We start from the raw sequence: 23,482 nt of genomic DNA, 5'->3' as shown, positions 1-23,482 counted from the left end.
TCCGTCCGTGGCGAGCGGGCGATGCCTGACAGATGACCCCCTTGGAAAAGAGGCCTTCCGGTAGCGAAGTAGTTCCAGAGGCCAAGCTGGAGTTCAGACGGTTTGACAAAGATATTAACCGGAGCGTTCGCGAGTGCTCGTGCGGGCACGGCTCGACCCAGACAAACACTCCCTTTGGTTATAATTATCTCCTTGCATCCAGATTAATCGCTCAGTTTCCGCGTCAGAAATCCTCGCCTCAGCGCAGCGCTAGGATCTCGTTCGGCGCAATCTAAACAATTTGGCAGTCCCAGCGTGCCTAATTCCAAGGGCCTAGAGGCCGCCGCGTTACGCGACGGCGGCACTCAGAGAGTTCTTCTAGGGCTCACGTCAGGGTGTGCTACATCGTCGCCGCAGTTTGCTCCCGTTTCATAAAGCCGAACACCTACTGCAACTCACGCGCGCGCCCGGCCCCATTCCCCTTTTCCCATATTGACTCGTAGTTTCGCAGCATCATCTCCGCGACACCAAAGGTGTGATTGCCTTGCCGCGAAGCCAGGCGAGCATCGATGTCGGGATAGATAAAGAAGGGCAGGGAAATTCGTTCGGCCGGACCACTGTGCACGACCTGATGCGGCGTACTCTTGAACCGGTTATCGCTCAACACCTGAAGCATGTCGCCCAGATTGACAACGAGACTATCGGGGAGGCTCGGCGCCGGTATCCAACGCCCGTGGAACCACACCTGCAAGGATCGCGTGGGGAGTTCCTCCTGCAGCAGCAGCGTGAAAAAACCATTGTCGGTATGCTTAGCGGCCGCGCCACCGGTAGACGGATATCGGATCACGCGTTGCAGAACCGTCGGGGGGCTGAAATGGCGTTGGAACCAGCCTTTTTCCATATCGAGCAGGTCGGCCAGCGCGTTCCCGAGCGGCGGGACGACGCCATTAAGCACGGTGGCCTGCAAAGCTAGGAGGCTCCGCGCGAAACCTGGAGCTAAGGCGTCGTCCGGAAGGCGTGTGCGTCCGGCAAATGGACGCCGGTCGCTTTCATTCTCGATACCGAGGTCGAACATTTCCTTTGGGTCCGGTCCGGCCTCGGGATGCAGCATTTCACCGTGCAACGGACTGTATCCACGGGCGGTGGTGGGGTGGACGTTTTGAAAGGCGTGACCATAGCGTTCCTTCGTAGCCAGGGGCAACGCGAAGAAGCGCCGGGAAGCATCGATCGCTTGTGTAATCTGTTCTTTCGGGATTCCGTGCTCGATAAGGTAGAAGAATCCGTACTCCTCGCAGGCCGTGCATAATCGCTGTTGCTCTTCACGTCGCGTTGCATCGGATGACAGTTTCGCCAATGAGATTTGCGGTAGCGCAGTCATAGTCGCTCCTCCGTCGGTGCTGTGCCCCTGTGGGGCTACTTAAGCCAAAAGCTTGTTTTACATTCACAGATCTATTCTCTGTCGAAGCGAATATCCTCTAGATTACCCACCGGCGCAACAGAAAATATGTTAAGAATATGCGAAATTACTGTACAATTGGACTTAACGGTCCCTGAACATCCGTAGCAGGCGAGGTTTGTGACCGCCCTCGAGTTCAAGAAGGGACGATGAGCACTTTCCTGCAAATGCGAAAGCCTGTTCGATGATCTGCGCGAGATCTGCCCAAATTCACGCTGGCCAGGGTGTGGACGCCGTACACCCAGCCCGTATCGCCTTGCGATGTTGATACAGGCGAATGACCGCCACGTTCCAGTGCGTTGGCAATGCGCAACAGCAAGCATCAGTATGCATGTTGATAGGGACGGAATTGCCAAGCTTGTGTGGGTGAAAGCAACGGCAAGTTCTACCTCTTCGGGACTTGTCTGGCATTTGGCAGCTCATTAACCTCGATCGCTTGGCCAAAAACGAATCCGGCCACAAGAAGTTTTTTGATCACCTTTTCGCTGATGATTCCCGGTTTTCTTTTAAAATTGCGTCAGCCATCTTCTCAGCCACCATGATCGTTGGAATGTTTGTATTGGCCCGGGGGCAGAACGGCATCACCGAAGCATCGGCAATCCTCAAACCCGAAACGCCCCGAACCCGGCCCGACGGATCAGTCACCGCAGCAGGGTCGGAGGCTTGCCCTATCTTGCAGCTCGAAGTCGGATGCCAATTGCCGGTCACATTCTGTCGGACAAATCGGTCGAGATGCTCCTCGTTTTTGATAAGATCTGCAATGCTATGACCATCGGTTATGACATGACTAATGAGGGCGCGGCGCAAGCGTGGAGAACTGTCCATAAGCAAAGCAAGCACCGAGGTGAGTCCGTAATTAACGCAATTGACCTTACTGACCTGCTTCGCTCGTGCATTCCAAGCTGAGGGAAAAGGGTCAAGCGCGACCGCCGACAGGGAATCCTGCTTCAGTAGGCGGGCCATGAAACAGAAGCCGTGCTTCAGTCGATCGGCGTCCCGCTTGTCGCTCAACCAGTTGAAATCTACCTGCGGCTCTACGGTATGAGAGCGATCCTTGAGCACGATCGTTCCTGTCGAGTAAACTCGGTTGACCCACAAATAGAGGGAGCCGAGGCGCTTGCCCAGCGGGTGCCAGGCCGACTTCGCAACTCCCGATATTGCCATGTCCGTCGACGGGCACCCATTGTAGCCCGACGAGTAACGGGCGTGCATCTGGATGTGGCCGCTCACATTGGGCGCCATGCGATCGCTTGGTTTCAAATACGCAGAAACGGCGATCCCTGGATGTTCTTGAAGGTTCTGGCCCACACCTCTTACATCTGCCACAACCGGAATACCGAGATTTGTCAGTTGCTCGGCCGGGCCGACCCCGGAGCGCATCAATATGGTGGGGGAGTGGACAGCTCCGGCGCAGAGGATCACACTTGAAGCGAGATACGACTGCTGGCCGAAGTTGTTTTCCGTCTCGACCCCCGTGACGGTGCGGCCTGAAAAGGCCAGACGCACAACCGTCGTTGCCGGCAAGATTGTCAAATTGCGTCGAGAGCGGACGCTCTCGGACAAGTAGGCCATCGCAGCGGAAACGCGGTGGCCGTTTCGGTTGGTCAAGGGAACGACGGAGTAGCCGTCACCAAAACCACCATTGAAGTCCGGCCTGAAATGAATACCCTCATTTTCATACGCTCTCGATACCGCTCGGATAAAGCCGGACCAGTCTGATCGACGCACCCGTCTTATCGGCAGCGGACCAGCCTTGCCGTGAAATTCGCCGCCGAAATCCAGATCGCATTCGAGGCGACGGAAGTAAGGTAGAACCTCCTCCCAACTCCAGCCCGCTGCACCGCTCGAGGCCCAGTCATTGTAGTCTTCGGGACCACCGCGGTTGGCCACCTGAGCATTGATGCTGGAGCCGCCGCCCATCACCCGGGCCTGCTCGTAATGAATGGGCTTGCGGCCATCCCGGACTGTGGTCGCGTCGAGTAAAGGCCATTGATAATCAGGATTGAAGTAAGCACGTGTTGGATTGCCTTCCAAGATGTCATCAGGGACGGCATTCGGGGGCGTATCAGGACCGGCTTCGATGAGCAGTACGCGATGTCCATCGGCGGAGAGCCTGCTCGCTACGACGGATCCAGAGGAACCGCCACCGATCACGATATAATCGAAAACCACACAAGCCTCCCCCTATTCACATGATGCTCAGACGAGGGATAACGGGCAATATTAGGCCCCCCCAGCAGAGGATCACTCGTCAGGCAGCTAAATACGTCATGGTGCCGTAGGAAATCCACACTACACCCTAGTAGTTGGTAAGAGCCCGAGAATCAGCTAGGATGACAAGCGGAATGAATGTCGAGACGGCCGCGTGAGCAATTTCGTCAAGTTTAGCCGCTATCTTGCAGTCATCGCACCGATGCGACCTAGCCGATCTTCTTCCAGCTCGCGCCGGCACGTTACGCCACCCCTGGCGAGACCGTGTGCGGCCCGCCTTTAACGGCGTGGCGCTCGGACGAGCGACGATCCCGAAGGATATCCTATGTTCCGTGCGCTTGCTGTTCGTCATGCTAAAAGTCATTCCCGCCTATAAGCGGACGCGTCAACTACTAGATGCCGTAGTATCAGTGCTTTCCCGCAAGCTCTAGAAGTCACCGTGTGTTCAGCGCACTGAAGGGTGCATCGGCATGCAGAGCAACGTCACGACCCTAGAGCTTGCGAGGTGCATCTGTGCGGCAGACGAGTTGGGGCGCAAGATGGGCCTTCACATTACCATGGGCGAAGATTTTGAAGAGTACGTTGGGATCACCAGCAGACTTCCCGGGAAGTCACCGACGTATCCAAGCTTCCGTCCCGACTGTTCTTATCTTCCGCCTGGAAAGGCCTTTTGGATCGTCGGGCGTGATCAGTATGGAAGAGTAGCGCATGTACAAGCAATGCGTCTATATCATCTATCCAACACAGACGTTGCTGAGCACCTTGGGTCGTTGAGAGCCTGGTTCGCGGATCCTACCTTCATAGCCGGGTCTGGTTCCTCGTCTCGCTGCGATGCGCCCACTGGCCGCAGCATGACTGGGCTGGTCGCCTATCATGGCGACATCTGGTTGCGCGAGGACTTCAGAGGCCGCGGTCTCTCTACCTTTATCGGTCGCATTGCATTTGGACTAGCCTGGGCTAAATGGTCGCCGGACTTCATCTATGCGCTGGTTGCCGATTGGCACATCCAAAAGGGCGTTGTCGATCAGTATGGGTATCTACATCAGGAGCCACACGGATCAGTCCTGCACTTGCCCGCGCACGGGATAGATGACGACGATTGGCTCGTTTGGCTGACGCGAGACGAACTGTTGAAGACGGTTCGTGCCTCATCAGTGCAGGCGCCCGGTGAGAATACTGTGGCGAAAGCCGACTCTCGATCATGGACCGTATCGCCAGACTGATCTGAGCCGGAATCAGATGCCGTATGAACGTCTCATCGGCCAGGTGAATGGAGGTTTCAAATACTACACATTCGAGAGCCTCTAACACGCGTGAGCCTCAGCGCTTGAGCGACTATCAACGACCAAGTTTCAAACTCTCTGGAGTGGGCTCGGGTTGGCGATAGTTTCGGTGGCACTATGTGACACTCTCGCTACGCTAACCGTTTGAGCTGCCGCCATTCCGGCAACACTGTTGGCCCTGCGTTAGCTGCCGGTCGACACCGCGTTGTCCCTTGGCATGTGGCATCCGGCAGGTTCCAAGAAGGCCTCGGACGCGACATACACGCGACCGCGAGGACCGCCGATTCAAGCGACGAGGACCGGAAGTGAGGTTGATTTTCCAATGCAAGTCGAAAGGATTGCCCGGGAGATGTTCGTCCTCCCGTCGGGTTGGCCAGAGCCAAGCCCACCTTGTCAACTGCGTCGGACAGACTTTCGGTAATCCCATTCACAACTATCCAGAATATAAGATGTTTCACCATTTTGAAGTTGTGCAATATAAAGATCAATATAATTTTACGTTCCGATAATTCACCGAGGGGAAACTCCGTGCTAAAGCTTTAACGCCGACCTGCCAAGGACGGCGCGCCGAGCCTTAGCCGCAGCTTTGTGCGCCGCTCGCAATATTCGGTGCAAACGGTTGCGGAGAAGGGATTATGGAACGCCCCCAACTCGAAGAAGTGCCCGTCCTTTCCGCTAGGGAAATAGAGTGCATACTCTGGGCAGCCAGAGGGAAATCGTCGTGGGAGATAGGACGAATACTTAACAGGTCCGAAAACACTGTGAATTTTCACATAAAAAACGTAATGCGGAAATTGGACACGGGCAGCAGAACGGTCGCTGCTATGAAGGCGGTAAGCCTCGGGATCATCGAACTAGAGGAAGCGGTGAGCGCCGCCGAAGTGTCGTCAGGCGACGATTAGAGTCTCGGTCTTTTCTGTAATGTAAGGCCGCTGAGCCCGGATTGCGCCAATAATCCCGTTATGGCTGCCGGGTCTCATAGTCGACCCACGAATGCGGCCTCGCAGTGTGAACAACACGATGACACAACGCCCACGGACCTGCGGAACGCGAGTTTTCGTCCATCGCATCCTCGGGCCGGGGTTGTGTTCACATTCATGAGGTGATCGAGAAGGCTGACCGGGAGGTTTTCCGCTGCGGGCGCGGTCTGAATCGCGTGGCGCAACTACGCCAGTACTTTGGGGTCTTGGTGACTTGCTGCAGGACGGAACGGCCGAATAGTTCGGGGCACAGCACCAGGGCCGACCACGCGCCATCGGAGGGGTTCATGCTGCGCCAGCGCACACCATATCAGTTCGATCTCAAACCGTACGATGCGAAGACCGCGCAGATGCCACCATGGCAGGCGCTGGCCGAAGAGACGCTCCTGATGCGGCAAAGCTGAGAGTGCGCCGGAACCTCGGCGAGGTTGGCGTAGACGAGCGTTATGTCGTGGAGTCCTCGGCCCATCGGCGGCTGCAAAATCTGAGAGCAGCCTCGCGCACCGGTCAACAGGAGGTGGCGCGCGTGATGGACGAGAAGATTCCGGCTCAACCATCTGGAGCGCCCTGCAGTCTGCGATGCGGCGTCGCCTGGTGAGTTGTGTGCGTCAAGTTCTGCTAAAATGGCGTGGCATTCAGTGGTGACGTTGAGTGTCCGCCGCGCAGCCGCCGTCTAGCGGAGCGGCGGACACACGGGCGGTGCTCAGGCGGCCAATGCCCTCAGGCTCTCCTTCGTGAGCTCGCGCAGACGGATCGCTTCAAGCCGGTTCTCTTGGATGCCCACCGCCAGCGCCCGCACCAGCCGCAGCTGGCGCAATTCGTCGAGATGTGCCTCGTCGACCATGCTGATCAAGGTCTACGGTGCGACGTCCAACTTCAGGTCCACCAGAGAACAAGGTCAGGCCGGGCAAATCCGAAAAAGCAATTCAGCACCAGGCGACGCTTTCCGTCGCCTGATTGACCGGTAACCCCGTGAACGAAGCCGCCATCGATTAGGGCGATATCCCCAGTTTTGAGCTCGAACTCGCGGTAAGGGACGGCCTCCAGATAGGCTGCCGAATAGGGATATCCAGTGGTCTCCACACCTTGCGATATCCGGTCCGCAACCGTCGGCTTGTGGCTCCAGAGCTTCAGATTGCCGCCTTGCTCAGGCATGCTGGGATAGAGGTTGAGCGCTGCGACCGTATTGTGCGCCACCGCAGAAAGCTCGTAATCATCGCCAGCACGTAAGACTTGAGCGACGTCGTCGTGGGGATCCAAGGAAAAGGTGCCTGTGCCCGACCAACTGAGGCCGCGACAAACATTGGCCTGGCCGTGTTCGGAACGGGCTAGCCGCAATTCGATTCCCTGGTTGTGAAGCTCTCGCTTCAACGCCCCGAATACTGCTCGAACCGGGTCAACCAAATTCTTAAAAAGGGCATCGACGTACGGCCGCGCGTTTTCGGCGTCTGCGAAATAGGTGGCTGCATCCTTTCTGTAGTGAGATGCGCCGACATATTGTCCGGGCACACCATCTTTACGCTCTCTGAGACCGGAGCTTCCAATAAAGTTCGTAGTGATCTCCTCGGCTACTTCGGTGCTGAAAGCTTGCTTGATGTGCAGAGCGGTGAGCTCACCTTTCAGGACCGAGATGATCTCCGACGTGTTGATCGATCCGGTCCGTTCTTTGATCGAAACCGGCGAGATGGCTGGCACTTGAGATATCTGACTAGACATTGTCTTGCTCCTGTAGTGCGTGTTCAAGTATGGTGATGCCACGATCGAGTTCGGCATCGGTGATGGTTATCGGTGGGAGGACTTTGATAACGTCGCGATTTGGCCCCGAGGATTCGATAAGAAGGCCATTTTCGAATGCGACATCGTGCACGCGGCCGACAACTGCCGGTGAACGGCATTTCAGGCCGGCCATCAGACCGCGGCCGCGCTTCTGTTCGATGTATCTTGGAAGTTTCGCAACCAGGCGATCGAGGTGCGTTTGCAGCCTGACGGCTGTCCGCTCGACACCTGCAGTAAATTTCCTATCCGACCACATCTTGCACATGGCTCCTGCCGTCACGAAGGCGAAATTGTTGCCTCTGAAGGTCCCGCTATGTTCTCCGGGCTTCCATATGTCCAAGTCGGGTCGAATCAGAACGATGGACAGCGGACTACCTGAACCGCTTAGTGACTTGGAAAGACACACAATATCCGGTTCGATTTTCGCGGACTCGAATGAGAAGAAATCGCCAGTTCGGCCCGCACCCGCCTGAATATCGTCGACGATAAAAACAATGCCGTGAGTACGGCAAATGCGCTGAATTTCCGTGAGCCAAGCTGCGGATGCGGCGTTCATGCCGCCTTCTGCCTGGATGGTCTCCAGAATGATTGCGGCAGGCTTTTCTATGCCGCTCCCCGGGTCGCTCAAAACGCTGTCGATGTAACTGGCGGAATCGAATGCTTGGTTCGGATAACCGTCATAGGGAACACGGATCACATCGTGGCGAGCAACGCCTCCCAGTTCCCTGGTTGAGGCCGAGCCCGACACCGCTAGAGAGCCGAGCGACATGCCGTGGAACGCATTCGTAAAGGCCATGACGCTCGAGCGGCCCGTGTATTTTCGCGCCAGCGCGAGCGCCGCTTCGTTGGCGTTCGTGCCGGTCGGCCCAGGAAACTGAATCTTGTACGAAAGGCCTCTGGGTTTCAGGATCCAATCGACGAACCCTTCAATGAAGTCGCGCTTTGCCGCCGTATGCATATCAAGCGACAGAAGAATGTTCTCCCCGACGAGATATTCAATCGCTGGCGCCATAATATCCGGATTGTTGTGCCCGTAGTTGAGTGCGCCGGAACCCACCAGGAAATCGATAAAGGGCTTACCCGTCTCGTCCCAGATCGTCGCCCCAAGGGCCTTCGTAAAGACGGTGGGGAACGCCCGGCAATAACGACGAACGTTAGATTCATGAGCCGTGAAAGTGTCGGTGTCCATATTAAGTCCTCTGCACATAGACGTTCAAAAAAGAGAGCTGTTTAATGGCTAGTGGTTTGCGGCAGATGTTCGTCGCTTAACATTGAAGCGGAATGCCGGAGGCAGATTTGTTGCTGGGATCCTCATCGACTATTATTAGGTTGCGTTGCCCTCCATTCAGGCGCCTTCGGAGAATGTGCTGCAATAAGATGGCTTCTAAAGCTTCCGCGAAAGCATGGATACTATGGCATCAGGTAGTTGACGTACCCACCCATCGCTACCCATAGCGCCTCCGGACAATGGATGAGTCCCAGGAGATCAGCGGGGTCGCGTCGCCAGAGGTTGTGTAGCTCGGCGGTAGCGAGAAGCCGCTCGCGAGCGCGCTCCTCAATAGCGCCGTAGCGAGCCAGCGGCTTCGCGGCGGTCATCAATATTCGCCGTTCAACCTCGGGCTGCGGACACCAACCTGATTCAAGAAACTATTTGATGACCGATGACACAGCGAAAGCCGCGCTCTCTTGGAGAAGACTGCGGATTCCGATCTCTTTCGCGAGATGATTGGCCCCGAGCCGCCGGGTCAAGAGGGCGGGCCGCCGCGGGCGCCCTTGACGGAAAGCCCGTTCGTAAGCCAGGCGGAAGCAACCGGGAGACGCGCTGGCGAAGGGCCGCATCGGTTTCGAGAACGTCCACTACCGCGTGTCAAGCGAAGTGAGGATTTGACCCCCTGGGCGAACTGAAGATTTGACCCCCTCATTGTTTTGCGGTTTCGTTGGTACCGAGCGTCGTTCCGGCCTTCTGCAATAGGCCGGAACGACGCTTTTCGCGAAGCCGGTAGCTGTCGCCACGGATCGTTATCACTGTCGAATGATGAAGCAGGCGATCAAGGATCGCCCTTGCCACCACGGGATCGCCAAACACGCTGCCCCATTCGCCCACCGAGCGGTTGGAGGTGATCAGGATCGATCCCCGCTCATAACGCTGCGACACCAGCTGGAAGAACAGATGTGCGGCATTGGCTTCGAACGGGAGATAGCCGAGCTCGTCGATGATCAGCAGTTTCGGCCGCGACAGGGTCGTCAGTTGCTTTTCGAGTGAACCGTCGTCATTGGCCTTGGCCAGCATCGCCACGGCGTGGCCGCCGTGACGAACTGGACGCTATGGTTCTGCCGGATCGCCTCGCGCCCGAGAGCCACCGCCAGATGTGTTTTGCCCGTACCCGGAGGTCCAAGGAACAGGACCGTGTCGCCATGGGCAATCCAGCGGCAGGTCGCCAGCTCCCGGATTTGGCGCTGATCCAGCGACGGCTGCGCGTCGAAGTCGAAGCCATCGAGTTCGCGCACAAACGGGAACCGCGCGATCTTGCCTTCCATAGAGATGCGCCGCTCGTCGCGCCGCGCGATCTCGTGGGTCACCAGGAAGGCCAAAGCCTCGCGCAAGATCATCTGCGAACGCGCCGCTTCGTCCAGCAGCGTATCGAGCTGGTCCCGGATCGCGGTCAGCTTCAGCCGGTCGAGCTGAGCCAACCAGCATCTCGTGATCGACCGTCGTCATCACCAGCTGCCTCCCACCAGTGCCTCATATTCCGCCAGCGGCCGCAACAGAGCGGAAGGCGCAACGATATCCACCGGCGCCGATCGCACCGGCGCAGCAGCGCCGACCACGCCGGCAAGATGCGCGCGCTCGACAATCCGTTGGCGACGTCCGCGGCACAACGCATGATCCGCCACCACCTCGCCCGCATGACGCACGATAACGCGGCCGCCCAGCACCACGACCTGGACGCTCTCCCCGATCAGCCGCCAGGGAACCGAGTAACTGTTCGTGTCCAGGTCGATTGCGCAGTCTGCCTGGACCTTGCGCACGAGATCCCGCAGTTGCCCGAACGGCGCCCGTCCGCCCAGAGGGCGAAGCGCCATGGCTTCTTCGGCAAAGCGCTCCGCAGGAGCCACCCCGGTCGTGCCATGCACACGCTGATCGGCAATCTCGCGCGTCCACCGTTCCAGATGCGCCTCGAACGCCGCCCAGTTCTCGAACCGGCGGCCGACAATCGCATTGTGCTTGACGTAGCCGACCCCGCGTTCGTCCTTTCCCTTCGTACGCGCCCGGTAGGGCGCACAAGCCCGTGGCGTAAATCCCCAGTAGCGGGCAAAGGCGTGCAGCCGCACATTGAAGCGCACCTCCCGCGTCGCCGCATCGTGATGTTCGACCAGCGCCTTCGGATTATCGAACAGCACTTCCGTTGGAACCCCGCCGAAGCGAAGGAAGGCTCCTTCCATCCCCTCCAACCAGTCCGCCTGGCGCTCCCGAAGCGAGGGACGGATATGCAGCCGACGCGAGTAACCCAGCGTTGCCACAAACAGGTGCACCCGAACACGCTCGCCGCCGATCCACGCCCGCGTGTCGCCAAAGTCGATCTGCATCTGATGTCCCGGCGCCGTCTCAAACCGAACCGTTGCGCGCTTCTGCACCCTCAACTCCCGACGCCAACCCTGCACCCGAAGCTCCACCGACCGAAGCCCTATGACGATCCCATGTTCGCTCTCCAGTTCCTGGCGCACCACATCGGCGTTGCCACCATGGCGGAAGAAGCGCTCCCGCAGCCAATCGTCTAGCCCGTCAAACGCGCTCCGCCGCACAGGCTTGCGAAACGGAACAGTCCCGCCTTCGCGCAGATACCGACGCACCGTGTTGCGCGCGCACCCGAATTCCTTCGCCAGCCGCTTCGCTCCCCAGCCAAGCTCATGCAGCCGCAGCATCGCTGCCACCTCTTCAGGCTGAAGCATCTCCTCTCCCTGCATCGTTCTCGACAATGCAGGAATCGCCGAAATCCCAATCGTCATTCATGCCTCCTCTCATAACCGAGGGGGTCAGTTCTTCATTTCGTCAGGGGGTCAGCTTCTCAATTCGCCCGACACCGCGACGGCAACCATCCCCGGCCGCAGCTGGGGCTGCTGCCTTCAGGCGAGTCGAAAAGGAGATAGTCTGGGAGGGTAAAGGCGTTGACGAGGTGGGCCGTGAGTAAGCAACCAAGCGCTGATCGGGATCGACGAACGCTATTTCCGTCCGACCGAGGTTGACCTGTGATCGGCGTTACCCCAAGCCAGGCAGGCCGACAAGCTCGGTTGGAAGGCGAAGACCTTTCGATGAGCTCGTCTCCGAAATGCCTCGGGGTCCACTGCCGCGCCTACGGAATCATGCTGGCGTCACGCGAAAATGCGATGGCGTCGCGGGCAGGTGCATGTGTCGTGGGGCCATCCGCACTGCCGGCACGCCCTCTCGGCCGGCATCCACTCAGGTCCGGTCGTTTGGGTCGGCGAATTCACACATCCTGCAAAGCAGAAAACCATCCGCTCCATTCATGCGGTCGACGATTTCGCGAAAAACTGGTTTTTCAAACAGAGCGGAGTAACCCTCATATAGAAGGTTGCCCAATACGTGACGCCGTTCAAAATCCATAGAGCACAGGGTAACGTCGCCGTTTGGAAGAAGAACATTCCGATACTGTCGTGCGTCCACGCAGGTTAGGGCTCCGACCACTGGCTGACGTGGTGCAACGATCTTAGCGTCGACGCTTCCACCCCTACTGCTCACCGGCCGCGCTTTTATCAGGGCTTCGGTAGGAATAATGTCGGCAATATCTGGGTGGGGCTCGCCCAAGGCCACGAATCGGATCAAGGGGATGTCCGCGTCGACGAGTTGACGAACCAGATCGCGATACTTGTCTCCGACCAGGCGGCTGTTCATGTAGGTGCCGTCATCGAAAACATGGACCACGAATACGCCCAAGCGCAAGGCTTGCAATCGCTGCAGGTCCTGCCCGTTCATTCCCACCAGCGTCGTAAAAATCCTGATGCCATGGCCTTTGGCGAAGGCGTGCTCCACCATTTCGGTACAGTCCGGATTGAGCCAAGGTTCGGAGTATCCCGCAAAACCAATGTCGACGGAAGTCGGTACGCGGGCCAGACACCGCTTGAAATCTTCAAGATCCAGATGACTCGCATGAGACACTTTTCTTTGCCGGACCGCGAACTTGTCCTGGGGACAATATGAACATCCTACGACGCATCCCGTGGTCGTCGTTATCTCCAAAACCCTGCCGGCTGTGTTTGCTGAGCGAAGTTCCGGTAAAATCACTGGTGATTACTCCCATCTACTTCCTGCGAAGCGCCACGATGGTGTGCGTGTGCCTTTGGCTTTCTGATACCGCCTGCTGATCTACCGAGGCAACGCAGCCATCTACCCTTTTTGGCAGCCTAAGCCGCCCGGTTCACCGATTTGCCGGGCCGACCCTTCACAAACTTCCAGCGCGTCGGACCAGAGACAGCATTGCATCTTTCGAGGCATCACTCGCTCCGGAGATGTAGCCTCAACCGTTGGTCGCTGGCCCGTCGCCGAGATGCGCGCGCAGCACCCTCGAACCCGCCGGAGAGAAGCTTTCTGGATGCCGTCGATCATCCTTCATCGAGCGAGTTCCGTGTTCTCATGCGGGTCAGCCCTCACACTATATTGCCGCACATCGACCAGCAAAGGCCGAGCTAGTGCGCCTGGCGCGCAGTTACTGCGAGATAGGCTTCGAAAAGCCCGACAGGGCTAAGACGCTCCGCTGTATTGAACCCGACATGTTTTCTGACGGCTGTCAGATTTTGGACACACATCACTCATCGTCAGTCGCTTAATACGGATGGTAGTTTCTTCCAGGAATCGGTGACATTGAACACCACCCTGTCATGACCGCCCAATCTCAGCGAAGCGAACTCAGCATCGCCACCAGGACCAAGCCTGAAGATAAATCCGCCATAGCAGCGTCAACGACATTTTGCTTTCGAACCCGGATGGATTGCACGAGGTGATTCGCGCCGTGATGCAGGAGGTGCTCGAGGCCGAGATGGACGAGGCGCTGGATGCTTCGAAGAGCGAGCGCACGCCGGAGCGTCTCGGCTATCACGCGCGCTACTACGGGCGGAGAACTAGCTGCGCACCTACGGCGGTTCGATAATCCCAAGTTTCAAAGCTTTTACAACAGCTACCGTTCTGCTGGTCGCATCCAACTTCCGCATTACATTTTTTAAATGGAAATCTATCGTATTTCGTGATCTGCCTAAAATAGTTCCTATTTCCCATGACGATTTTCCTTTCGACACCCAATCAATGCACTGTATTTCTCTCGGAGAGAGGTTATGAATTTGTTCCGACGCAGTCGTAGTGTTGAACCTCGTAACCATCAGATGAAACCGCAGCGCGGCCATTTGCAGGTAGGTGATCGTTCTATTCTGCAATTCGCAGTCCGAGGATTGAGCAAAAACTCACAAACCTAAAGCTGTCACCAGGGCCATGTAATGGGACGGTAACGCCTGACCTCAAGCCGAATGTTGCTGCTTCGTCCAAGACGCGGCGTCCATCTTCAGTTATGCTTTCATCGGTATACACCTCGCTCCATCGAAAGGGCCCCGCCTCCTTTCGACCTTTCTTGATGAGTGGGTCTATTTTGGCATAGCCCATTCTCGAGTAGCGCTCCTGCCATTCAGCAGGATAATTCCACATCACCACAGAACCCTCTCGGTTCGGCTTGAAAACCCCCTGTTTTGATGCGAGCGGGCCATAGGCAATCCACGGGCAATCGAACTTCAGCGCAAACGCAGACATCCGTTCGAACAACTGTTCGGATTGAGCGATATCATCAGTCATCTCGAGGAATAGGTCTAACTCCACCGCAATCCGCGGGAGTTCCATGATGCCTCCTTCATTGCGTTCTCATTGGTGCAAAGTTTGCTCCAGCCCAGCCTCGCAACATGCGAAGTCAACGGGACCGAGCCGGAGTTCCTTCCGCCACCTGGAGTACCTTCAAGAGTCGTGCCAGCTTGCGAGCGAAGCTTCTTCTTCAGGTTGTCAATCGACTGGGGAGGTACCCAGGAGGCGAACCGAACAGCACTGTGTCGGGGAGCGCACAATCCGACAGTCGAGCATTCGATTGACGGAATATGGGCAGGAAAGTATTCGCGGCGCGCTTTTGAAATCAGCACCTAAGTCTCGGGCCTGAGAGAGCTGCATTGCCTGTACTTATTTGATCGAGGCAGGAACAATTTAGAATTCAATCGATACATCGACCCTCTTTTCCAATCTCCCGAGTTGGGCAGCCGAAGCAATAGTATTCGACTGGATCGCGGCTGACTTTCTCCAGGCTCGGTAACCTGCTGAATTTGCCCTTCGGCTGTTCCCGCTCGGTTGGCACGACTTTTGAACCTCACCATCGTGAGGCGGCAGGAGCTGCCCGCCAAAATTGATGCTGTTATGGGGGAGGTCGAGATTCCAGTTTTGTCTTTTAACGTCTTTGGGACGGAGCGTGTTGATGCGCCCGCTTGGAAACTATGAAACGTTTCCCCGTCCATGGGCGCGGCGCCACTTGTCGCGAAGTTTTCGCCTTCACTGTTCGCCTCTGGAACAGGCAGCCGGCCCGGCTCGCGATCATAATGACCGCGATGCTCGCCTCCACGCTGGCTGACGTGTTGATGCCGCTCTATTCTGGCCGACTCATCGACGCTGTTTCTCGTGCTGCTAATGCGGCAGCACCAGCTTCGGATTCAGCTGTTGCAGCATTCTCTGTACCGATTGCATTGGCACTCGGTGGCATTGCCATGCGCCACGTCGCCTTCATTGGCCTGAGCGACCTGGTGTTGAAAATGATTTCCGACGTCGCGACCGAAGCGTTCCATCATGTGCAGCGCTTTTCGACAGACTGGCATGCAAACAGCTTCGCCGGCTCGACAGTGCGCAAGATAACGCGCGGCATGTGGGCGCTCGACCTCCTCAACAGCACGATACTCGTCACGCTGCTCCCGTCGTTTGTCATCTTGATCGGCTCGACGGTGCTGCTCGGCTGGCACTGGCCGGTCATGGGCGTGATCTTTGCTTGCGGCTCTCTCGTCTACCTTGCGTTTTCGATTTCGCTGTCGCTCGGCTATGTCGCGCCAGCGGCGAGCCTTGCCAACCGATGGGACACAAGGCTCAGCGGCGCGCTTGCGGACGCGGTCAGTTGCAACGCTGTGGTCAAGGGCTTCGGCGCAGAGGTTCGCGAAGACGAGCGGCTTGCAAATATCATGACGAAATGGCGGCACCGCGCGCGCCGGAGCTGGGTGCGCGGAACGATCATCGGCTCAACCCAAGGCGTAACTTTGGTTGCGCTCAGGGTGGCGGTGGTCGGATATGCCCTGCTTCTGTGGTCGCATGGACAGGCAACGCCGGGCGAGATAGCATATGTTCTCACGTCCTTCATCGTCCTGCAGGGCTATCTGCGTGATGCCGGCATGCATGTCCGCAACGTGCAGCACTCGGTTAATGATATGGAAGAACTGGTGGCCATCCACAATCAGCAGGTGGATGTTGCCGATCGTCCAGAGGCCAAGCCGATCCGGATCACGAACGGCCGTATCGATTTCGAGAACGTCCACTTCCGCTACGCCAACCATCCCCTGCCGCTCTATAGCGAATGTTCGCTGTCGATTGAAGCTGGCGAAAGGGTTGGGTTGGTTGGACCCTCCGGTTCCGGCAAGACAACATTCGTGAAGCTGATCCAGAGACTCTACGACCTGAGCGGCGGCCGGATCCTGATAGACGGTCAGGACGTCTCCGAGGTGACCCAAGATTCCCTTCGTTCGCAGATCGCGATCGTGCAGCAGGAGCCGATCCTGTTTCACAGGTCGCTTGCCGAGAACATCGCCTATGGCCGGCCTGGCGCGAGCCAGGCCGAGATCGAGCAAGCGGCACGACTGGCAAGTGCCCACGAATTCATCGCGCCCCTGCCGAAGGGCTATGGGACATTGGTCGGCGAAAGGGGTTTGAAGCTCTCCGGCGGCGAGCGCCAGCGCGTGGCGATCGCGCGCGCCTTCCTCGCGAACGCGCCGATCCTTATTCTGGACGAGGCCACATCGAGCCTCGATTCGGAATCCGAGGTGCTCATTCAACAAGCGGTGGATCGGTTGATGGTGGGCCGAACCACACTCGTCATCGCACACCGGCTGTCGACGGTCCGCTCGCTCGATCGGCTGCTCGTCTTCGACCGTGGCCGCATCATGGAGGACGGCGATCATGCCGCCCTGATCAATCTCGATGGTGGCATTTACCGCCGCCTCTTCGAACGGCAGGCGTTGGAACTCGCGAAGGGCCTGGCCTGATCGCTAAACCGGCTTGCGCGATGCGCCGAGCCGTTGCCGGAGAGGGGTGTGGCAGTGACGAGCGGCGGGCGTTAGGCCGGCAAAACCAGCACGGCCGGAACTGTCCGCCAAACGGGCGAGCGGGAATGCACCACGTCTAAGCTTCGGCGAATGCGCGCAGTTACACGCGGGCACCGAATTGTCGCGCCTAACGGCGCACGCACCAAAAGGGCGGGAATGTCGACGGCCCGGGAAGAGTGCGGCCTTCGCCGTTACCCACATTTCGCCAAAGGAAGCGAAGTCAACGCACATTGAGAGGGCGGTGCTTCCCGGCCGGCTGGGATCCCTGTCGCTGGCCCAACCTACCGCACGCCGGCCACGTCAACGGTTCAAAGTCCCTTCGGTTCGCAAAGTCGTCCCCTTGGAGACCCGGAAGCGCAGGAGCTCCGACCGCAGTCTTCGCTCAACTCTGGCCATCTGCTCCGGGATTGGATTCCGTTCCCTTGCTAGCACAGTGGCAGCTGAGCACGAACTCGCCGGCCCCGTGTCTTTCGATTACGGCCAACGGGCTTAGGAAGAGATTGGATTCGCCGGCCCTCTGCGGAGCGAATGAACAGTTCTACAGATCATCGACGTCCGCGAAAAAGAGCACGCAGCCGAAGTAGCCGGCCTGAAGCAGCAGCGAACAGGCCAGCGTCGTGACGACTGCCACACGGAGCGAATCCAAAGCGAAGTAAACCATCGACGCATTGCTGCACAGGACCAGCCCCACGAGCCGACAAAAAGATGAAGTGCAACGCCGTTCTCCTGGTTTTCGCCAGATCATGTTGCGAGCTCGTCGGCCGCAACATGCGTCTGGCAGTTCTTGGGGCAGACGCGGCCGCAGGCTCCGCAGCCGATGCAGCGGCCGGCATCATCGACAACCATGATCATGCGATTGAGCTTGCCGTCGAAATCGTCGTCCTCGTCATCGCAGGGGCCGAGGATTTCACCCGCATCATCAACGCCGTGAAGATGCATGACATCGCGCGAGCAGACCTTGAAACAACGGCAGCAGCCGATGCAGGTCTTGCTATCGATGGAGGTCAGGTACGACGGCATCCAAATGGAGCCGTCACGGGTGGTGAATGTGCGCATCATCCTAAATTCTTCATTGAAGCGAGTTCTCTCTTGGCAACATCCAACTCGGCATAAACGGCGTGGGTTTTCTCGGCGACTTCCTGTATGTCGGCCCACTTGCCCGGCAGACCCTCGACAAGGTCCTGCAATGCCATCTTGGCAATAGCTGCACGCAACTGGAGCTTTCGGACTTTCTTCCTCATCTTATCTAGGTCTGACATAGATCCTTCCTGGAACAATGGTTTCTTGATGCGCTCCATCTCGGGCTAGGCTTCAATGGCTGCAGTCGCATCGTCGACCAGTTTCGTACCGGCCTCAGCAAGTTTGCGGAAAGTCTCGAAGCCGAACCGGTGGACGTCTCGACAGAACGCCCAACCGCCGGAAGCCCCCACGGGTTTCATTTCTATTGTCGGCGACGTCGACACGCCGGAGCGCTCCTCGATCGCAAGCGCTACGGCGGTGTAAAACATGTCGAGCCTCCACAGCGCGTCAGGATCGGGATCGCCGCCAAAGGGTACCGCACGTTGCTGTTGCTTGGTGATGATGAACTCGGCCAGCAGCTCGGCATCCGAATGGCCTTCCCATAAGCCGAAAGAATCCTGAGTACGAATGAGCCGCAGGAGGCATTTGACGAACGGGGAAGCAAGGGCCTCGTCGTCATTGTTGACAGCAGGGCCAACCGGAGGAATTTCGTTGTTCGTCATTTCAGTCTTCGTCTTCGAGGTACGATTTCCTTTTCCTGCGATGCCCACTCCGGGTCGGCTTGCGTGGCCGACGAATGGCTTGGGCGAGCCGATCCCACGCAACAGTGTCCCGTGGCCGACCTCGAGCACGTCCACCAGTGCGAGACCTTTCACCGCGGCGCACATCGTCTGCGCCGCGATCCGACCGGTGGTCAACGCAATTGAAATCCAACCTGCCGCAAGCCGCCGCCCTGCTGCATCGACATACTTGCTGCGAAGAGAGCCTCGATGGGCGGATTGGCCAGTGTTCAATTCCAATTGTCAGTCCCTTCGCGATTCTTGCTCAGGAAGTGACTGCGTTTTTAGTTTCGGGTGCCTTGTTTTGCGGAGCCACACAAAGATCCGCGTGACAGGCAGGCTCACCCGTGTAGTTGGCCAGTGCTTGGAGCAATGGGGTAAGATAGTACTGTTTGGTGTGGTCCGGAATTGGCCCCAGCCGGTCCACCGATTTCAGTGCCACCTCGATCAACTCGATTGCGCGATCTTTGTTGCCGCTCTCGTAATAATACTGAGCTACCGGGAGGTACCGGCGGTATTTAAACGGGCCATCGCCGTTCGGGGGATTGAGTGCCAGTATCTGTTCCGAGAGCTCGTTGCCCATCGCAAAGCGCTCCGCGCGCGGAAGATGGGAATTGTCCATCGTGGGATCGAAGAGTTGGTTGAGGGCCAAGGCCATCCACGACACGGCGTCGGACGTTTTGTCTATCGCGTCCTCGACCAATTCTCGCATGACCGGCATGCCGGTCTTGATGTCGCGCAGCTTGTGAAGCAGAAGATCCGCATGAATCTGCCGGAACTCACAAGAGTCTGGCATCAAGGCGAGGCCTTCTTCGATGGCCAAGAGCGCCGCCGTCCAATCCTCGGCCTGCATCGCCGGCTCAAGTTTGGCGTATATCGGCCTGGTAAGCGACATTTCGCGCGCTGCAAGTTGGTTATGCGCGATGCGCTTTGCATCGGCGGCTTTCGCTTGATAGCTGCTGCGCCAGCTGCCGTTAAGGACTTTCGGCAAAACGTCATCGAGTTCCGCCGGGTGGCCGATAAAAGCGATGTGGCCGTCGCGGTCGACCACGAACGAGGTGGGAATCCCAATCGAAGAGCTGGGATCCATCCAGAGCTTGTTCATTTCGCCAATGTAATCGAACCCGATACGATAATTCAGATTCGGGAACTTCTCGGTCAGCCAGGCATCCACGTTGGTCCGCGCCTCGTCTGCGGTAGGACCCTGTTCGCAGGCGGCAACTCCGACCGCCTCAAATCCGCTGCCTTCATATTTCTCCTGCAGTTCGATCAAATGGGGCATGGCGTCGACACATGGTCCGCACCAAGTCGCCCAAAACTCAACGAGGTAGACCTTGCCGGGCCGAAAGTTCGTGAGGGGCTCGCCACGCAGCCAGTTCTCCACTTTGATCGCAGGAGCCGGGGACCCCATACGCAGTTCCATCTTGGTGTCCAAAGTCATTCCACACCTTTCGTCTCTTTTGTCGCGGAATATTTTCCAGTCAAAATCGGACACGGTCTCGAGGGCATCGCTCCCTCTGGCTTGCTTCAGCGAAGCTCTCACCGTGTTGCCGCACATCAAGCTGCAACGGAGGTGCCAATTCCCTCAGCTCCGGTAAGCGGCGGGAAATGCTTTGAAATTCTCCACGAGCCCAAATGCGGCCGATTGTCGTGAACCCGACATGTCTTCTGCCGCTGTCGGGTTTCGCCCTATCACTCTTGAGAGCTTGGACGGTTCGCCTGTGATTAGACTGGCCTCGGTCCTCGAGCAGTGGCAGTTTGGCGCCAGTTCGAAAGCGCGAACTCGCCGGCTTGGTCCTCGTGCCGCCACCGCCGCGTGTGGATTCTTGCCCCGGAGTCAAAATTCGCCTCGCGGTTGCCAACGGCGGCATGCGCTCAATGCGCGTGGCGTTGAGCCCCGACAGCACGTAATGGTACCAATTAGTGGATGCCCGTCGCTGCCTCCACTTCTCCAGCCAAGCGCTCGAACGACGCTACCTACCCACGTTCGAGCGCGACCGCGGAATCGCAGACTGCCGAACGTCAGCCGTTGCGAAAGGTGTAGCCGTACCCGTTGATCGCCGGCGCGCCGCCTAGATGTGCGTAGAGGACCCTCGATCCCTGTGGAAAGAAGCCCCTCTGGACGAGGTCGATCATCCCTTGCATCGATTTGCCCTCGTAAACGGGGTCCGTAATCATGCCCTCGAGCCGCGCGCACAAACGGATTGCCTCTTTGGTTTCTTCCGATGGAACGCCATAACCCGGGTACGCGTAGTCCATGAACAACACCACGTCTGCCTCGACAATTTCCGCTCCGAGGTGGACGAGCTTCGCTGTATTTTGGGCGATGCCAAGCACCTGCGCCTTGGTCTTGGCGGGCATGGCGGAGGCATCGATACCGATCACGTTGCGCTGTCGACCATCCTTGGCGAACCCGACGAGCATGCCGCCGTGGGTTGAACCAGTCACCGTACAGACGACGATATAGTCGAAGGCAAACCCAAGCTGCTCTTCCTGGGCACGCACCTCCTCAGCGAACCCCACATAGCCCAGGCCGCCGTATTTGTGGACAGAGGCGCCGGCAGGTATCGCATATGGCCTGCCGCCCCTTGCCTTGACTTCATAAAGTGCCTTTTCCCAGCTGCGGCGGATGCCGATGTCAAAGCCCTCGTCAACCAGGCGCACCTCTGCCCCCATGATGCGGCTCAAGAGGATATTGCCGACCCGGTCGTAGACAGCATCATCATGTGGGACCCAGCTCTCCTGGACCAGGAGGCATTTCATGCCGATCTTGGCGGCGACCGCAGCGACCATGCGCGTATGGTTGGACTGCACGCCACCGATTGTGACGAGCGTATCGGCATCTGACGCGATCGCGTCGGGCACAATGTATTCGAGCTTGCGCAGCTTGTTTCCGCCGAACGCGAGACCGGAGTTGCAGTCCTCGCGTTTGACGTAGATTTCCACCTTGTCGCCCAGATGCTTGCCGAGGCGGTCGAGCCTCTCGATCGGCGTGGGTCCAAAGGTGAGCGGATAACGTTCGAATTTTTCCAGCATGCTATCTCCAGCAAAAAAGTACCTGAACCGGCTACGCACCGGTCAGCCCAGGGGTATGGTCGCGTGTTAGCCGAACACAGATTCCCTATACGATCAGCTCAGTCATCAGAGGGTGACCAAAATTGGTGTGGGTCTGAGCACTGATCCTGTCATCCGCGCATCAAAGCAGCAGCACATGCTGGGCATTCGACCAAGCCGGGACACAGCTGAAAATTGCATTCCGCAGTTGATCAGAGTGAGACGACTGGTACCCGAGCTTTCCTGTAACCATCGGCATGCTGGCCCCTGTGGCGAGTTCCACGAGCGCGGCTAGAGGACTGCCAGATCAGAAAGAGCACGCGGCCGAAGGAGCCGGCCTGAAGCAGCAGCGAACAGGCCAGCGTCGTGACGACTGCCACACGGAGCGAATCCAAAGCGAAGTAAACCATCGACGCATTGCTGCACAGGACCAGCCCCACGAGCCGACAAAAAGATGAAGTGCACGCCGCTCCCCTGGTTTTCGCCAGATCATGTTGCGAGCTCGTCGGCCGCAACATGCGTCTGGCAGTTCTTGGGGCAGACGCGGCCGCAGGCTCCGCAGCCGATGCAGCGGCCGGCATCATCGACAACCATGATCATGCGATTGAGCTTGCCGTCGAAATCGTCGTCCTCGTCATCGCAGGGGCCGAGGATTTCACCCGCATCATCAACGCCGTGAAGATGCATGACATCGCGCGAGCAGACCTTGAAACAACGGCAGCAGCCGATGCAGGTCTTGCTATCGATGGAGGTCAGGTACGACGGCATCCAAATGGAGCCGTCACGGGTGGTGAATGTGCGCATCATCCTAAATTCTTCATTGAAGCGAGTTCTCTCTTGGCAACATCCAACTCGGCATAAACGGCTTGGGTTTTCTCGGCGACTTCCTGTATGTCGGCCCACTTGCCCGGCAGACCCTCGACGAGGTCCTGCAATGCCATCTTGGCAATAGCTGCACGCAACTGGAGCTTTCAGACTTTTTTCCTCATCCTATCTAGGTCTGACATAGATCCTTCCTGGAACAATGGTTTCTTGATGCGCTCCATCTCGGGCTAGGCTTCAATGGCTGCAGTCGCATCGTCGACCAGTTTCGTACCGGCCTCAGCAAGTTTGCGGAAAGTCTCGAAGCCGAACCGGTGGACGTCTCGACAGAACGCCCAACCGCCGGAAGCCCCCACGGGTTTCATTTCTATTGTCGGCGACGTCGACACGCCGGAGCGCTCCTCGATCGCAAGCGCTACGGCGGTGTAAAACATGTCGAGCCTCCACAGCGCGTCAGGATCGGGATCGCCGCCAAAGGGTACCGCACGTTGCTGTTGCTTGGTGATGATGAACTCGGCCAGCAGCTCGGCATCCGAATGGCCTTCCCATAAGCCGAAGGAATCCTGAGTACGAATGAGCCGCAGGAGGCATTTGACGAACGGGGAAGCAAGGGCCTCGTCGTCCTTGTGGACAGCAGGGCCAACCGGTTCATGAGGAATTTCGCTTTTCCCCAATTTCAGTACTCCTCTTGAAGGACGATCTCTTTTTCTGCGATGTGTGGTTCGG

Annotated in this window: 20 protein-coding genes and 3 pseudogenes; 3 read left to right on the top strand and 20 right to left on the bottom strand. The window is 57.9% G+C overall.

Features of this window, described 5'->3' with window-relative positions:
- Positions 1-424 precede the first annotated feature (424 nt).
- The gene (locus RQ479_RS24465) at positions 425-1,357 is read right to left on the bottom strand and encodes an isopenicillin N synthase family oxygenase (RefSeq protein ID WP_128288332.1); all 933 of its coding nucleotides are present in this window, start codon (positions 1,355-1,357) and stop codon (positions 425-427) included.
- Positions 1,358-1,909: 552 nt separating this feature from the next.
- Positions 1,910-3,607, bottom strand: coding sequence for a GMC family oxidoreductase (locus RQ479_RS24460; RefSeq protein ID WP_128288333.1), 1,698 nt, complete (start codon positions 3,605-3,607; stop codon positions 1,910-1,912).
- Between the two features lie 1,978 nt (positions 3,608-5,585).
- Between RQ479_RS24460 and RQ479_RS24455 the strand changes: the two are divergent.
- Positions 5,586-5,831, top strand: a pseudogene (locus tag RQ479_RS24455) (helix-turn-helix transcriptional regulator); the annotation flags it as partial.
- Positions 5,832-6,612: 781 nt separating this feature from the next.
- Here RQ479_RS24455 and RQ479_RS24450 read toward each other — a convergent pair.
- From RQ479_RS24450 to RQ479_RS24425, 6 genes and pseudogenes are all read right to left on the bottom strand, one after another.
- Positions 6,613-6,753 (bottom strand): hypothetical protein, encoded by a 141-nt coding sequence (locus RQ479_RS24450; protein WP_189341863.1) that lies wholly within the window; start codon positions 6,751-6,753, stop codon positions 6,613-6,615.
- A 32-nt stretch (positions 6,754-6,785) separates the two neighbouring features.
- On the bottom strand, positions 6,786-7,625 hold the full coding sequence (locus RQ479_RS24445; RefSeq protein ID WP_095489413.1) for a hypothetical protein: 840 nt from the start codon (positions 7,623-7,625) through the stop codon (positions 6,786-6,788).
- Entirely contained in the window at positions 7,618-8,874 is a 1,257-nt protein-coding gene (ectB, locus tag RQ479_RS24440) for a diaminobutyrate--2-oxoglutarate transaminase (protein ID WP_095489412.1), read from the bottom strand. The genes RQ479_RS24445 and ectB overlap by 8 nt, the downstream gene beginning before the upstream one ends.
- 729 nt (positions 8,875-9,603) lie before the next feature.
- Positions 9,604-10,404 (bottom strand): annotated as a pseudogene (istB, locus tag RQ479_RS24435) (IS21-like element helper ATPase IstB).
- Positions 10,404-11,693, bottom strand: a complete 1,290-nt coding sequence (gene istA, locus RQ479_RS24430) for an IS21 family transposase (protein ID WP_128314336.1) — start codon at positions 11,691-11,693, stop codon at positions 10,404-10,406. Before istA ends, istB begins: the two are co-directional and overlap by 1 nt.
- A gap of 451 nt (positions 11,694-12,144) precedes the next feature.
- The gene (locus tag RQ479_RS24425) at positions 12,145-12,861 is read right to left on the bottom strand and encodes a radical SAM/SPASM domain-containing protein (protein WP_245486588.1); all 717 of its coding nucleotides are present in this window, start codon (positions 12,859-12,861) and stop codon (positions 12,145-12,147) included.
- A 719-nt stretch (positions 12,862-13,580) separates the two neighbouring features.
- On the opposite strand from RQ479_RS24425, the pseudogene RQ479_RS24420 reads away from it, so the two are divergent.
- Positions 13,581-13,816 (top strand): annotated as a pseudogene (locus RQ479_RS24420) (transposase); the annotation flags it as partial.
- Positions 13,817-13,832: 16 nt separating this feature from the next.
- On the opposite strand, the gene RQ479_RS24415 reads toward RQ479_RS24420, so the two are convergent.
- Both RQ479_RS24415 and RQ479_RS24410 read right to left on the bottom strand, forming a co-directional pair.
- The gene (locus RQ479_RS24415) at positions 13,833-14,075 is read right to left on the bottom strand and encodes a helix-turn-helix transcriptional regulator (RefSeq protein WP_245486590.1); all 243 of its coding nucleotides are present in this window, start codon (positions 14,073-14,075) and stop codon (positions 13,833-13,835) included.
- Between the two features lie 43 nt (positions 14,076-14,118).
- Positions 14,119-14,583: an autoinducer binding domain-containing protein gene (locus RQ479_RS24410; RefSeq protein WP_245330126.1), complete on the bottom strand. Its 465-nt coding sequence runs from the start codon at positions 14,581-14,583 to the stop codon at positions 14,119-14,121.
- A gap of 635 nt (positions 14,584-15,218) precedes the next feature.
- On the opposite strand from RQ479_RS24410, the gene RQ479_RS24405 reads away from it, so the two are divergent.
- Complete coding sequence (locus RQ479_RS24405) at positions 15,219-17,021, top strand: ABC transporter ATP-binding protein (protein ID WP_128288335.1); 1,803 nt, start codon at positions 15,219-15,221, stop codon at positions 17,019-17,021.
- 598 nt (positions 17,022-17,619) lie between these two features.
- On the opposite strand, the gene RQ479_RS24400 is transcribed toward RQ479_RS24405, so the two are convergent.
- The 10 genes from RQ479_RS24400 to RQ479_RS24355 form a co-directional block, all read right to left on the bottom strand.
- Positions 17,620-17,826, bottom strand: a complete 207-nt coding sequence (locus tag RQ479_RS24400) for an exopolysaccharide production repressor protein (RefSeq protein ID WP_095489408.1) — start codon at positions 17,824-17,826, stop codon at positions 17,620-17,622.
- Positions 17,823-18,140, bottom strand: coding sequence for a ferredoxin III, nif-specific (fdxB, locus tag RQ479_RS24395; protein ID WP_174800308.1), 318 nt, complete (start codon positions 18,138-18,140; stop codon positions 17,823-17,825). The genes RQ479_RS24400 and fdxB (RQ479_RS24395) overlap by 4 nt, the downstream gene beginning before the upstream one ends.
- Positions 18,137-18,340, bottom strand: a complete 204-nt coding sequence (locus RQ479_RS24390; protein ID WP_029356497.1) for a CCE_0567 family metalloprotein — start codon at positions 18,338-18,340, stop codon at positions 18,137-18,139. Before RQ479_RS24390 ends, fdxB (RQ479_RS24395) begins: the two co-directional genes overlap by 4 nt.
- A gap of 45 nt (positions 18,341-18,385) precedes the next feature.
- A complete protein-coding gene (locus RQ479_RS24385; RefSeq protein WP_127218772.1) occupies positions 18,386-18,823 on the bottom strand; it encodes a DUF269 domain-containing protein in 438 nt (145 codons plus the stop codon).
- Between the two features lie 322 nt (positions 18,824-19,145).
- The gene (locus RQ479_RS24380) at positions 19,146-20,303 is read right to left on the bottom strand and encodes a TlpA disulfide reductase family protein (RefSeq protein ID WP_128290255.1); all 1,158 of its coding nucleotides are present in this window, start codon (positions 20,301-20,303) and stop codon (positions 19,146-19,148) included.
- Positions 20,304-20,902: 599 nt separating this feature from the next.
- Positions 20,903-21,916, bottom strand: coding sequence for a 1-aminocyclopropane-1-carboxylate deaminase (locus RQ479_RS24375; RefSeq protein WP_024505903.1), 1,014 nt, complete (start codon positions 21,914-21,916; stop codon positions 20,903-20,905).
- A 230-nt stretch (positions 21,917-22,146) separates the two neighbouring features.
- Positions 22,147-22,344, bottom strand: a complete 198-nt coding sequence (locus RQ479_RS24370; RefSeq protein WP_081714487.1) for an exopolysaccharide production repressor protein — start codon at positions 22,342-22,344, stop codon at positions 22,147-22,149.
- Between the two features lie 79 nt (positions 22,345-22,423).
- Positions 22,424-22,741: a ferredoxin III, nif-specific gene (gene fdxB, locus RQ479_RS24365; RefSeq protein ID WP_174800308.1), complete on the bottom strand. Its 318-nt coding sequence runs from the start codon at positions 22,739-22,741 to the stop codon at positions 22,424-22,426.
- Positions 22,738-22,896: a CCE_0567 family metalloprotein gene (locus RQ479_RS24360; protein ID WP_224571204.1), complete on the bottom strand. Its 159-nt coding sequence runs from the start codon at positions 22,894-22,896 to the stop codon at positions 22,738-22,740. The genes fdxB (RQ479_RS24365) and RQ479_RS24360 overlap by 4 nt, the downstream gene beginning before the upstream one ends.
- Positions 22,897-22,986: 90 nt before the next feature.
- A complete protein-coding gene (locus RQ479_RS24355) occupies positions 22,987-23,415 on the bottom strand; it encodes a DUF269 domain-containing protein (protein WP_127322068.1) in 429 nt (142 codons plus the stop codon).
- Between the last annotated feature and the right edge of the window lie 67 nt (positions 23,416-23,482).

The organism is Mesorhizobium sp. ISC25 (assembly GCF_042295465.1).
GTDB lineage: Bacteria > Pseudomonadota > Alphaproteobacteria > Rhizobiales > Rhizobiaceae > Mesorhizobium.
Note: the sequence above shows the minus strand (reverse complement) of the source record. Positions and strands in the feature narration are given on the sequence as shown.